This is a genomic window from Devosia geojensis, from assembly GCF_000969415.1.
GTDB lineage: Bacteria > Pseudomonadota > Alphaproteobacteria > Rhizobiales > Devosiaceae > Devosia > Devosia geojensis.
In genome coordinates this window covers 1-12,344 of record NZ_JZEX01000118.1, presented here as the reverse complement: position 1 = coordinate 12,344, position 12,344 = coordinate 1, and the positions used below count along the sequence as shown (strand labels likewise).

Sequence of the window (12,344 nt, the reverse complement as noted above, 5' to 3'; positions counted from 1 at the left end):
TTCTATCCGTTGGAAAGGGCGACAAGGCGCTCCAGGGTCGAGCGCGCCTTGCCGCTGTCGATCATGTCGGCCGCGAGCGTCGCGCCGGCCTTGAGGTCGTTGACCCGGTCGGCAACCACGAACGCAGCGGCGCTGTTGAGGAGCACGATGTCGCGATACGCCCCGGTCTCGCCATCGAGCAGGGCGCGCAGCCTTCCCGCATTGTGCTGCGGGTCACCACCGAGGATACCGGCGAGCGGCGAGCGCTGCAGCCCCGCGTCCTCCGGCGTCACCTCGAAGCTCCGCAGGTCCCCGTTGGCGATCTGCGCAACGAATGTCGGCCCGCTGATCGAAAGCTCGTCGAGCCCGTCGCTGCCATGAACGACCCAGGCCTTCTCCGCCCGGTTGGCGAGGAGCGCGGCCGCGACCGGCTCGACCCAGTGCTTGTCATAGACTCCGAGGACGTAGCGGCGCACGCTCGCCGGGTTCGCCTGCGGCCCCAGCAGGTTGAACATGGTCCTGACGCCGATCTCCATGCGCGCAGGCCCCACATGCTTGAGGGCAGGGTGGTGCTGGGGGGCGAACATGAAGCCGATGCCCACTTCGTTGAGGCACTTGGCGATGGCGTCCGGCCCGATATCGGTCTTGACCCCCAGCGCCTCGATCACCTGCGCCGCGCCGGATTTGGAGGAGAGCGCCCGGTTGCCGTGCTTGGCGACGGGCACTCCGGCTGCCGCGACGACAATGCAGCTGGCCGTCGAGATGTTGAGCGTGCCGACGCCGTCGCCGCCGGTGCCGACGATGTCGATGGCGCCCGCGGGCGCCTCGACCGGCACCATCTTGGCCCGCAGGATCGAGACGGCGGCGGCGATCTCGCCCACCGTCTCACCCTTGACCCGCATGCCCATGAGAAAGGCGCCGATCTGGCTCGGCGTTCCTTCCCCGTCCATGATCCGGGTAATGACCCCGCGCATTTCCTCGCCGGTGAGGTCCTCGTGCTGGGCGATCTTTGCCAGCGCTGCCTTGATCTCCATCACGCGGCCTTTCCGAGGTTGAAGTCGCGGGCGATGTTGAGGAAGTTCTGCAGGAGCGCATGCCCGTTCTCGGACGCGATGCTCTCCGGGTGGAACTGCACGCCGTGGAGCGGCAATGTCCTATGCTGCAGGCCCATGATGACGCCGTCGTCGCTGGTGGCGGTCACTTCGAGCATATCGGGCAGCGTCTCGGGCTTGACGGTCAGCGAGTGGTAACGGGTCGCCTCGAAGCCGGAATTGAGGCCGCGGAACACGCCCTTGCCGGTGTGGGTGATGCGGCTCGTCTTGCCGTGCATCAGGCTCGGCGCGCGGATCACCTCGCCGCCCATGGCCTGGCCGATGGCCTGGTGGCCGAGGCAGACGCCGAGGATCGGCACCTCGCTCTTGAACCGGTCGATGAGCGCGAGGCACACGCCCGCCTCGTTGGGCGTGCAGGGGCCGGGCGACAGCAGGATCGCCTGCGGCGCCATGGCCGCGATTTCCTCGAGGGTGATCTTGTCGTTGCGCCGGACGGTGATGTCGGCGCCGAGCTCGCCCAGGTAGTGGACGAGGTTGTAGGTAAAGCTGTCGTAGTTGTCGATGACGAGCGTTCTGGTCATTTTATCCAACACTGGTTTCTTCCACCGGGTCATTCCCGCGCAAGCGGGAACCTCTGTTTCAAAAACCAGCTTCACCATCGGTGGGCGCGCGTTTCCCCTCTCCCCTCGTGGGAGAGGGACAGATTTTCCGCGTTCAGCGGAAAATCAGGGTGAGGGGGCTGCGATGTTTCCCCACACTCCAGCACTCGTGGCGACAACCCCTCATCCGCCCTTCGGGCACCTTCTCCCGCAAGGGGAGAAGGGAAGTTTGTGCCCGTTGGGTGCCTGTGCATCCGCTTCATTGCCCGATCCTCGCCTCTCCGGCATAGCGTAATGCTTCCTCGGCGGCGCTGAAAAGGGCGCGGGCCTTGTTTTCGCATTCGAGCTGCTCGAGCTCGGGCCTGCTGTCGGCGACGATTCCCGCGCCCGACTGCACGTAGAGCCGGCCGTCCTTGACGATGGCGGTGCGCAGAACGATGCAGGTGTCCATGGTGCCGTCGGCGCCGAAATAGCCGACGCACCCGCCATAGATGCCGCGCCTGGCCTTCTCCAGCTCGTCGATGATCTCCATCGCGCGCACCTTCGGGGCGCCGGAGACGGTGCCTGCGGGAAACCCGGCCGAGAGCGCGTCGACGAAGTCGTATTGCGGGTCGAGCTCGCCGACGACGTTCGAGACGATGTGCATGACGTGCGAATAGTACTCGAGGAAGAACTTGTCGGTGACCTTGACCGTCCCGATCTTCGCCACCCGCCCCACGTCGTTGCGCCCCAGGTCCAGGAGCATCAGGTGCTCGGCGAGCTCCTTGGGGTCGGAGAGCAGTTCATCGGCCAGCTCCCGGTCGCGCGTCGGCGTCGAGCCGCGCTTGCGCGTCCCGGCGATGGGGCGGATGGTGACTTGCCCGTCCTGCACCCGCACCAGGATTTCGGGACTGGAGCCGGCGACGCAAAACCCGCCGAAATCGAGGAAGTACATGTAGGGCGAGGGATTGGTGCGCCGCAGCGCCCGGTAGAGCGCGGTCGCGGGCAGGGCGAACTCGGCCTCGAAGCGCTGGCTCAGCACCACCTGGAAGATGTCGCCGGCCTTAATGTACTCCTTGGCGCGCGCAACCATGTCGCCGTATTCGGCAACGCTGGTGTTGCTCTCGACCTCGAGCGCCGCGAGGTCGGCGAGGTCGCTGGAATAGGGCAGGGCGCGCGTCAGCCGCGCCGTCGCGTCGTCGATCCGAGCCTGCGCCCCCTCGAACGCTTGCCGGGCGGATACGCCCTCGCGTGCATAGACGGGGGCGGTGAGGTAGAGCTCGTCCTTCAAGGTATCGAAGATCGCCAGCAGCGAGGGGCGCATCAGCACCGCCTCGGGAAGCCCGAGGTCATCCGGATTGCTGTCCGGCAGCACCTCCATATAGCGCACCATTTCATAGCCGAGATAGCCGTAGACGCCCGCCGACTGCGGCGGCAGGCCCTCGGGCATGTCGATGCGCGAGTCCGCAACGAGGGTTCGCAGCGCCTCGAGCGGGGCCTGCCCGATCTCCTCGAAGGCGTCGGGGCGGGTCAGCGCCGAGCGGTTGATCCGCGCCTTGCCGTCCTCGACCTTGAGAACGACGTCCGGTTCCAGGCCGACGATGGAATAGCGCCCGCGCACCGATCCGCCCTGGACGGATTCGAGGAGGAACGTGTTGCGCCGCCCGGCGGCGAGCTTCAGGTAGGTGCCGATGGGCGTTTCGAGATCGGCCACCACGCGGCGCCAGACGATCTGGGCTTCGCCCTGATCGTAGCGCTGCGCAAACTGCCGATAGAAGTCGTCGCCCATGATGGTCCCATTTACACGTTGGTGAAGGCTGCCCCGAACCCGAAGCATGTTTTCCCCACCGGGTCGTTCCCGCGAAAGCGGGAACCTCTGTTTGCATAACCGGCAAGAAAAACGGAGGTCCCCGCTTTCGCGGGGATGACCCGGTGAAGGGATTGGCTTGGTGCCGTGTTGAAGGCCTCAGGAGCGGTTGTGGCAAGCATGCGATTACCTTCCCACCGCCCTGAGCCTTACTGCCCGGCGCTCAGCGCCAGCACCTGGTCCAGCGCCTGCTGGTTGATCCGCAGGCCCGCGTCCTGGCGTACGCCCATGACGAAATCGCCATAGACACCGACGCGCGCCTCGTTGTCGAGCGCGGCGAGCGTCGCCTCGTCCAGCGGCTCGGCCGCCGGCGCCACGTCCGTCACTTCGAAGACGACATACTCGCCCGTTTCGTTGATCGCCGAACCGTGGTGATCCTGGCCGCCGGCAAAGACCGAATTGGCCACCGTCGAGTCGATCGGCGTGCCGGCCTCGCCGTTGCGGGTGAAGGGCGAGGAGATCTGCGGGAACTGGTTGTAGTTCATCGCGACGTCCGCCAGCGCTTCGCCGTTGTCGAGCCGGCCGGTGATCTCCTCGACCTGCGCGGCGATCAGCGCATCGGTCTGCTCGCGGCTCCACGCCTCGACCACCTGATCGCGGACTTCGTCCAGCGTCTGGTCGCGCGCGGGATCGACCGTCTTCAGGTCGAACCAAACATTGTGGCTGCCGCCGAGCGAGATGCCGGGCGTCAGCCGCTCCGGCTCGGCCGCGAAGATCGCCTGGGCGATGCGGCCGCGCTCGGCTTCGGGGATGTCGGCGACGGCCGAGAGCTCGGCGCCGCTCGCCGTCACCGGCACCTCGACGATCGCAAGCCCGTAGCGTTCGGCGATCTGCGCCAGCGGCTGGAAGGCGGCGCGCAGCTCCTCGATCTGGTCGAGGATCTCGTTGAACTGGTTGCGGGCCTCGGCGCGAGCCAGAGTCTGCCTGATCTGATCACGCGCCTCATCGAGGGTCGGCTCGTGCGCCGGCTCGATCGCCGTCACGTGGACGGCGCGGCGTCCGGCGGCGCCGGGGATGATGGTAAAGCCGCCCGCGTCGAGCCCGAAAGCGGCTTCCGCGAGGCTCGCGTCGGTGACCTGCGCCTCTGCGAGGGTGCCGAGGCTCGTCGGCGTCAGCCCCGCTTGCGCAGCAAGGTCGGCATAGCTGGTGCCTGCGGCAAGCCCGGCTTCGAACGCGGCGACCTGCTCGTCATTGGCCAGCACCACCTGCTCGATCGTGCGGCGCTCGGGCGTGACGAGGCTGGCGCGCGTGCGCTCGTATTCGGCGGCGATCTCTTCTTCCGGGAAATCGAGGGTCGTAGCGAGCGTATCGGGCGAGAAGGAGAGCACGTCGACCGTGCGCGTCTCGACCGTACGGAAGTCGGCCTGGTGCTCCTCGAGATAGGCGGCGAGGTCGGCGTCGGTCGGCTCGTCGGGCGGCAGCACGCTCGCCTCGTTGACGATGAAGTATTCGACGGTCCGGGTGTCGCCGATATAGCGGGCGAGCAGGTCCTTGCCCGTCTGCGGCATGGCGACGTCGGCGAACAGCGACTGGACGAGCTGCTCGCGCCCGGCGACCCGGCTCTGGTCGGCGAAATACTCGGCTTGCGTCAACCCGCTGTTGCGCAGGACCGCGGTGAACGCCTGCGGATCGAAGGTCCCGAGGGTGCCCGCGAACGACGGATCCTCGCGCAGCATCTGCCCGAGCCTCGTTTCCGACACGCCGACGCCGAAGTTGCGGGCGAAACTGTCGAGCGCGGCATCCTGCGACAGGCGCTGCAGCGTCATCGACGGCAGCCCCATGTTGGTCGCCTCCTGGGCGGTGGGGTAGGAGCCGAACTGCTGGGCGAACCGGTTGATCTCGGTATTGTAGGCGCGGCGGAACTCGAGCGAGGTGATGTCCTCGTCCCCGACGCGGGCCACCGTGTTGTTGCCGAGATCGAGGATCACATTGTTGATGCCGAAGCCGGCGACGCCGACCAGAAGGAACGCACCCAGGACCTTGCCTGGTCCTGTTTTTGCAAAGTTGCGCAAACCATCGAGCATGTCGGGCGTTCCACTATTCCGTTTCTCAAGTCTTTACCCCGCAAGGCGCGGGATATTAGACAGGGACATCAAAGCGCCGCAAGGCGCGCGAACGCAGCCGGGTTAGGGCAATCCGCCCCCCGGCGCAAGAGGTAGGAGCAGAGCAAGTGTCAGTGACCATCACCCCCCTCATCGCCGGCAACTGGAAAATGAACGGCGTCATGGCGTCGTTGAGCGAACTGCAGGCGCTGGCGGTGCTGCTGACAACGGGGGAGGCGCCGCGCGCCATGGTCGTCGTCTGCCCGCCCGCCACCATGCTCGCCGCCGCCAGCGCGCAGGGGGCGCTGAGCGGGATTCTGACCGGCGGGCAGGACTGCCACTGGGAGGCCCAGGGCGCTCACACGGGCGACATCAGCGCAGGCATGCTCGCCGACGCCGGCGCGCAATATGCCATCGTCGGCCACAGCGAGCGCCGCGCCCACCACCACGAGACCGATGAGATGGTGCGCGCCAAGGCCGAGGCCGCTATCGGCGCGGGCCTCAAGCCCATCATCTGCGTCGGCGAGACCGAGGCGGAGCGCGATGCCGGCAATGCCGAGAGCGTGGTCGCCGCCCAGCTCGCCGGCTCCGTCCCGGACGCGGCCGGCCAGCACGAGATCATCATCGCCTACGAGCCCGTCTGGGCCATCGGCACCGGCCGCACGCCGACCCATGCCGAGATCGAGACCATGCACAACGGCATCCGCCACATCCTGACCAGCCGGTTCGGCGAGCGCGGCGCCACCATCCGCATCCTCTATGGCGGGTCGGTCAAACCGATCAACGCGCGCGAGATTCTCGACATCAACAATGTCAACGGCGCGCTCGTGGGCGGCGCCAGCCTCTTGGCAAACGACTTCTACACCATTATCTCGGCGGTGTAGTCCGAACGTGGTCCGCCGGCCGCCGCAAAAAAGCGGCGCGATCGGCTGGCAATTGTTTGGGCAGGCGTGTATGACGCGCCAACTCCTGAATTTCGAGGACTAGAGACTCGCATGGCGAACGTCCTTCTTGTTGCCTATCTGCTGATCGTCCTGGCGCTGATCGTGGTGATCCTGCTGCAGCGCTCGGAAGGCGGCGCGCTGGGCATCGGCGGTGGCGGCGGCGGCTTTATGACCGCGCGCGGCTCGGCCAATCTCCTGACCCGCACCACGGCGATCCTGGCGACGCTCTTCTTTGCCGCCGCCATCGGGCTCACCATCCTCAACGAGCTCGACCGCGGCTCCTCGAGCATCCTCGACCGGGCGACCCAGGGCGAGGGCGGCCAGCCCGGCAGCGTCCTCGACGCGCTCGATGCATTGCAGGGCGGCAGCAGCACGAGCCCCGGCGCAGGCGCAGGTTCGGACCTGCCGGTTCCGGCGCCCGCAGCGCCCGCCGAAGGGGCGTCCAGTCCTGCCGACGCCGATGCGCTCGACCTCGCCGTGCCGGACGTGCCCGCCGCGACCACGCAGCAGCCCGCCCAAGCGCAGCCGAACGACGCGCAGCCCGCGACGGGGGAGACCTCCCCCGACGGCGCCACGACCGGAACCCAAACGCCCGCGGCGCCCGCGGGCAACTGACCCGCCGCAAGGCGAAACGGAAAAGGGGATGGAAACATCCCCTTCTTCTTTTGTGCAGAGTTCCCGAAGCAATTCCGGGGCTCGGCGAATCGACGTGATATTGTGTAAGGTGAACGCCCATGGCTCGGTACGTTTTCATCACCGGAGGCGTGGTCTCCTCATTGGGTAAAGGCCTGGCATCGGCGGCTCTGGGCGCCGTGCTGCAGGCGCGCGGCTACAAGGTCCGGCTGCGCAAGCTCGACCCCTATCTCAACGTCGATCCGGGCACGATGTCGCCCACCCAGCACGGCGAAGTGTTCGTCACCGACGACGGCGCCGAGACCGACCTCGACCTCGGCCACTACGAGCGCTTCACCGGGCGCTCGGCCAACAAGCGCGACAATATCACCACCGGCCGCATCTATTCGGACATCCTGGCCAAGGAGCGGCGCGGCGATTATCTCGGCGCCACCGTCCAGGTCATCCCGCACGTCACCGACGCCATCAAGACCTTCGTCGTCGAGGGCAACGAGGAGTACGATTTCGTCCTCGTCGAGATCGGCGGCACCGTCGGCGACATCGAGGGACTGCCGTTCTTCGAGGCCATCCGCCAGCTCGGCAACGAGCTGCCGCGCGGCCACGCCGCCTACCTCCACCTGACGCTGATGCCCTATATCCCGTCGGCCGGGGAGCTCAAGACCAAGCCCACCCAGCACTCGGTCAAGGAGCTGCGCTCTATCGGCATCGCGCCCGACGTGCTGCTGGTGCGCTGCGACCGGCCGATCCCGGAAGGGGAAAAGAAGAAACTCTCGCTCTTCTGTAACGTGCGCGAAAGCGCCGTCATCCAGGGCCTCGACGTCGCCTCGATCTACGACGTGCCGCTCGCCTACCACAAGGAAGGGCTCGACCGCGAAATCCTCGCCGCCTTCGGCATCACCGACGCGCCGGCGCCCGATCTTTCCGCCTGGCAGGACGTGTCGCAGCGTCTGCACAACCCCGAGGGCGAGGTCAATATCGCCATCGTCGGGAAATACACCGGCCTCAAGGACGCTTACAAGTCGCTCTCGGAAGCCCTCTCGCATGGCGGCATCGCCAACCGGGTCAAGGTCAACCTGCAGTGGATCGACAGCGAGATCTTCGAACGCGAGGATCCCGCGCCCTATCTCGAGCACATCAACGGCATCCTGGTGCCGGGCGGGTTCGGCGAGCGCGGCTCGGCCGGCAAGATCGAGGCCGCCCGCTTTGCGCGCACCAAGAACGTGCCGTATTTCGGCATCTGCTTCGGCATGCAGATGGCCTGCATCGAGGCCGCCCGCAACACCGCCGGCATCAAGAACGCGTCGTCCACCGAGTTCGGGCCGACCCGCGAGCCGATCGTCGGCATCATGACCGAGTGGATAAAGGGCAATGAGACCGAGACCCGCACCGACACCACCGACCTCGGCGGCACCATGCGCCTCGGCGCCTATCCGGCCCAGCTGACGCGCGGCAGCCGCGTCGCCGACATCTACGGCACCACCCACATCTCCGAGCGCCACCGGCACCGCTACGAAGTCAACATGGACTACCGCAAGGTGCTGGAAAAGAACGGGCTCCTCTTCTCCGGCGTCTCCCCGGACGGCAAGCTTCCCGAAATCGTCGAGCGCACCGATCACCCGTGGTTCATCGGCGTGCAGTTCCACCCGGAGTTGAAGTCGAAACCCTTCGAACCGCACCCGCTGTTCGCCAGCTTCATCGAGGCGGCGATGGCGCAGAGCCGGTTGGTGTAGGCGGACCGGCAACATGGCCGACGTCATCAACCTCCGCCAAGCCCGCAAGCAGAAAGCCCGCGCCGCCAAGGAAGCAACCGCCACCGAAAACCGCATCAAGTTCGGCCGCACCAAGGCTGAACGGCAGAAGGACGCGGCGGAGAAAGACCTGGCGGAGAAGCGCCTCAGTACGCACCTGCTCGAACGGCTGGAAGGGCAAAAGCCGGCTGACGCCGGCTCGTGGACTCGAGACGAACTCTACGACGATTCTTGATGGGGACGTACCTGTCGGGCCAAGGGGAGCAGTGCCGCAGCCACCAGGACTTCCGTGCCCGCCAGCCCCACCGAACAGAAGAGCGTAGCCTCTCGTCCTTGCGGCCGCGCATTAACAGTCCCCTCCACCAGCCGCGACAGATCGATCATGCGATCCGCGTGCTGGGAGCCGTGAAGAAAGAACGGACTGCTGTAAGCCCGCGTCTGCTCCGGTGAATCCGTAGCGATCACTTGAGCCCATTCGGCAACATCGAGACCAAGTTCATGAGCGTCCATGGTCTTCGGACCGACGGTCGTGACGTGGGCATCGGGCCGGAGCCACTTCGCGTTCAGCACCGGGCTTGTGCTGGTTGTCGCGCAGATGACGATTTGCGCGTCGGAGACCGCTCCCTCCACACTGCCAACGGGTTCAATGGACAGATCGAGCCGCTCGCCCATTTCTGAAGCGAAGCGCTCCCTGTTTGCCTCGGTCGGGCTGAATACTCGCACTACACGCAGGTTTCTTACCGCCGCCGCCGCTTCCAGTTGCATGCGCGCCTGTCGACCGCTGCCGATGACCGCCGCGCTCCTTGCGTCCGGCGCGCTCATGTGGCGAATGGCGACTCCGCCTATTGCGCCGGTACGCAGTTCCCCGAGCAACGAGCCAAGAACCACACATTCGAGCTTGGCGGTGTCCGGCGACCAGACGGCGACGAGTTGCGTGTGCTCCTTACCTTCAAAAGTCTCGTAGACGCGAAACCCGGCGCGCTCCGGGGACTTCAGACTACCTCCGACCGTAAAGATCAACTGGCCACGATCCCCAAAAGCCACACCACGGCGTGGCGGAGAGACGAGAGCGCCCGCCGCCCGCGCGCGTATCGCCGCTTCGACGGCCTCTATGGCCAGGGGCATAAGATCAGTACCGGTAAAGTGCTCGTCGGTCAGGACCACTGTCATCGGAAAAACTCCATGTCGAGAATTCCGAACACTTACGACCTCAACCATGGTTGAGGTAAAGAGGCCGATTGGTCCGCAACCCCTACCAATCCACCTGACAAACAGCGCCGTCCGGGCCGAACTGCATGCTGTCGGGCGTGTACTGGAATATCTCGAGCTTGACCCCGCTGGGGTCGGCCGTCCAGGCCTGCCAAGTGCCGTCGGCGCCCAGCTTCTTGTCGGTGATGGTCACGCCCTTCGAGCGCACATGGGCGATGAGGGCGTCGAGGTCTTCGGTCTCGAGGCAGATGTGGTTGATCTGGTCGGTCTCGGCGAAGCGGGATTCGCCCTTGCGGAAGACCTCGACGAAGGTGCGGCCACCGAAATCGAGATAGAAGCCGATCTTGTCGTCGCCGCGCTGGAACACGAATTTGGGCGGCACGCCCAGCACGTCGCGATAGAAGGCCTCGACGGCGTCGAGGTCGCGGGCGAAAATGCAGGTGTGGGCCACCTGCTTGATCAGGGGTGCGCTCAAAACTTACTCCTCCGGGATGCATGCGCCGGACGGCGCATATCGCATGCTAGGATATGTCAGGCTTTATTGGAATGGGGGGTTCCTGCGCCTTCCTGTGGGTGGGCACCATCTCTCCCCATCCTCGATGTCACCCCGGCGAAGGCCGGGGCCATCCTGAGATAGCTCGCCAGCCGCAAGGTGTGTGAACGGAGCAGGAGTGCCCAGGCCGCTCTTTCCGTGCTCATGGATAACATCAGGGCTGGGTCCCGGCTTTCGCCGGGATGACAGCCGGTGAGTGGGGCACGAGAGTGCCACAACCACGATCCGCCTCCCCGTTTCCGTAAAACGTGACAGGCCCGGGACAGGGCAAGAACTAATGCCCGGCAGCGCTCTCAGCTCCCGTCGTGCCTGCTTTTTTTGGCCGCCCCTCTTTTCCTTGTCACACGCCCCGTCTAGACAAGCGGCGAAACGTTTGTGATCCCGCAGGGAAGGGCTTCTTCATGTCTTCTATCATCCATGTCGCCGGCCGCCAGATCTTCGACAGCCGCGGCAATCCGACGGTCGAGGTCGATGTGGTCCTGGATGACGGCAGCTTCGGGCGCGCGGCCGTTCCCTCGGGCGCCTCGACCGGCGCGCACGAGGCGGTGGAGCTGCGCGACGGCGGCAAGGCGTATCTGGGCAAGGGCGTGACCAGGGCCGTCGAAAACGTCAATACCGTCATCGCCGACGCCATCCAGGGGCTCGATGCCCTCGACCAGCTCGGGCTCGATCAGACGCTGATCGAGCTCGACGGCACCCACAACAAGGGCAAGCTCGGCGCCAACGCCATCCTCGGCGTGTCGCTGGCCGTCGCCAAGGCCGCCGCGGAATCGAGCGAGCTGCCGTTCTACCGCTATATCGGCGGGCCGAACGCCCATGTGCTGCCGGTGCCGATGATGAACATCATCAACGGCGGCCAGCACGCCGACAACCCGATCGACATGCAGGAATTCATGATCCTGCCGGCTGGCGCCGACAGCATCGCCGAGGCCGTGCGCATCGGCGCCGAGATCTTCCATACCCTCAAGAAAGGGCTCGCGGCCGAAGGCCACAACACCGCCGTCGGCGACGAGGGCGGGTTCGCCCCCAACCTCAAGTCGGCCGAGGAAGCCCTGAGCTTCATCATGGCCTCGATCGAGAAGGCCGGCTACCGGCCGGGCGAGGACGTGTTCCTCGGGCTCGATTGCGCCTCCACCGAGTATTTCAAGGACGGCAAGTATGCCATGGAAGGCGAGGGCAAGACCCTCTCGTCCGACGAGAACGCGCGGTTCCTCGAAGACCTCGTCTCGCGCTTCCCGATCATCTCGATCGAGGACGGCATGGCCGAGGACGACTGGGAAGGCTGGAAGGCGCTGACCGATGCCATCGGCAAGAAGGTGCAGCTCGTCGGCGACGACCTGTTCGTCACCAACACCGAGCGCCTCGTTTCCGGCATCAAGATGGGGGTCGCCAACTCCATCCTCGTCAAGGTCAACCAGATCGGCTCGCTCTCGGAAACCCTCAACGCAGTCGATACCGCCCACCGGGCCGGCTACACCTCGGTGATGTCGCACCGCTCCGGCGAGACCGAGGATTCGACCATCGCCGACCTCGCCGTGGCCTTGAACTGCGGGCAGATCAAGACCGGCTCGCTCTCGCGCTCGGACCGCCTCGCCAAGTACAACCAGCTCATCCGCATCGAGGAGATGCTGGGCTCGTCGGCCAGGTACGCCGGGTTCTCGGTGGTCAAGGGGCGCTAACTCTGCCATGTCTTGACGCAACTGTGGGGTAGGAGGCCCCCTCCCCCTTGAGGGGAGGGG

The 12,344-nt window shown here is 66.1% G+C and carries 11 protein-coding genes; 5 read left to right on the top strand and 6 right to left on the bottom strand.

Translation table 11 applies throughout. The annotated features are described in order from the left end of the window. Positions 1 to 2 precede the first annotated feature (2 nt). The 4 genes from trpD to VE25_RS12885 form a co-directional block, all read right to left on the bottom strand. A complete protein-coding gene (gene trpD / locus VE25_RS12900; protein WP_046109047.1) occupies positions 3 to 1,016 on the bottom strand; it encodes an anthranilate phosphoribosyltransferase in 1,014 nt (337 codons plus the stop codon). Beyond that, on the bottom strand, positions 1,013 to 1,612 hold the full coding sequence (locus tag VE25_RS12895; protein ID WP_046109046.1) for an anthranilate synthase component II: 600 nt from the start codon (positions 1,610 to 1,612) through the stop codon (positions 1,013 to 1,015). The genes trpD and VE25_RS12895 overlap by 4 nt, the downstream gene beginning before the upstream one ends. Positions 1,613 to 1,889: 277 nt before the next feature. Continuing rightward, entirely contained in the window at positions 1,890 to 3,398 is a 1,509-nt protein-coding gene (gene trpE / locus VE25_RS12890; RefSeq protein WP_046109045.1) for an anthranilate synthase component I, read from the bottom strand. Positions 3,399 to 3,625: 227 nt separating this feature from the next. Next, a complete protein-coding gene (locus VE25_RS12885; RefSeq protein ID WP_046109044.1) occupies positions 3,626 to 5,500 on the bottom strand; it encodes a peptidylprolyl isomerase in 1,875 nt (624 codons plus the stop codon). 146 nt (positions 5,501 to 5,646) lie between these two features. On the opposite strand from VE25_RS12885, the gene tpiA reads away from it, so the two are divergent. The 4 genes from tpiA to VE25_RS12865 all read left to right on the top strand — a co-directional run bounded on the left by tpiA (position 5,647) and on the right by VE25_RS12865 (position 9,078). Beyond that, positions 5,647 to 6,402, top strand: coding sequence for a triose-phosphate isomerase (gene tpiA / locus VE25_RS12880; protein WP_083988917.1), 756 nt, complete (start codon positions 5,647 to 5,649; stop codon positions 6,400 to 6,402). 111 nt (positions 6,403 to 6,513) lie between these two features. Continuing rightward, entirely contained in the window at positions 6,514 to 7,077 is a 564-nt protein-coding gene (gene secG / locus VE25_RS12875) for a preprotein translocase subunit SecG (protein WP_046109043.1), read from the top strand. Between the two features lie 119 nt (positions 7,078 to 7,196). Next, positions 7,197 to 8,825 (top strand): CTP synthase, encoded by a 1,629-nt coding sequence (pyrG, locus tag VE25_RS12870; RefSeq protein WP_046109042.1) that lies wholly within the window; start codon positions 7,197 to 7,199, stop codon positions 8,823 to 8,825. Between the two features lie 13 nt (positions 8,826 to 8,838). Next, positions 8,839 to 9,078 carry a DUF4169 family protein gene (locus tag VE25_RS12865; protein WP_046109041.1) on the top strand — a complete coding sequence of 80 codons (240 nt, stop codon included), beginning with the start codon at positions 8,839 to 8,841 and terminating at the stop codon, positions 9,076 to 9,078. Here VE25_RS12865 and VE25_RS12860 read toward each other — a convergent pair. Continuing rightward, positions 9,063 to 10,013: an ornithine cyclodeaminase family protein gene (locus VE25_RS12860; RefSeq protein WP_046109040.1), complete on the bottom strand. Its 951-nt coding sequence runs from the start codon at positions 10,011 to 10,013 to the stop codon at positions 9,063 to 9,065. The two genes, VE25_RS12865 and VE25_RS12860, sit on opposite strands and share 16 nt — an antisense overlap. An 82-nt stretch (positions 10,014 to 10,095) precedes the next feature. Further along, positions 10,096 to 10,527, bottom strand: coding sequence for a VOC family protein (locus VE25_RS12855; RefSeq protein WP_244466918.1), 432 nt, complete (start codon positions 10,525 to 10,527; stop codon positions 10,096 to 10,098). Between the two features lie 479 nt (positions 10,528 to 11,006). On the opposite strand from VE25_RS12855, the gene eno reads away from it, so the two are divergent. After that, complete coding sequence (eno, locus tag VE25_RS12850; RefSeq protein ID WP_046109039.1) at positions 11,007 to 12,284, top strand: phosphopyruvate hydratase; 1,278 nt, start codon at positions 11,007 to 11,009, stop codon at positions 12,282 to 12,284. The last annotated feature ends 60 nt before the right edge of the window (positions 12,285 to 12,344 follow it).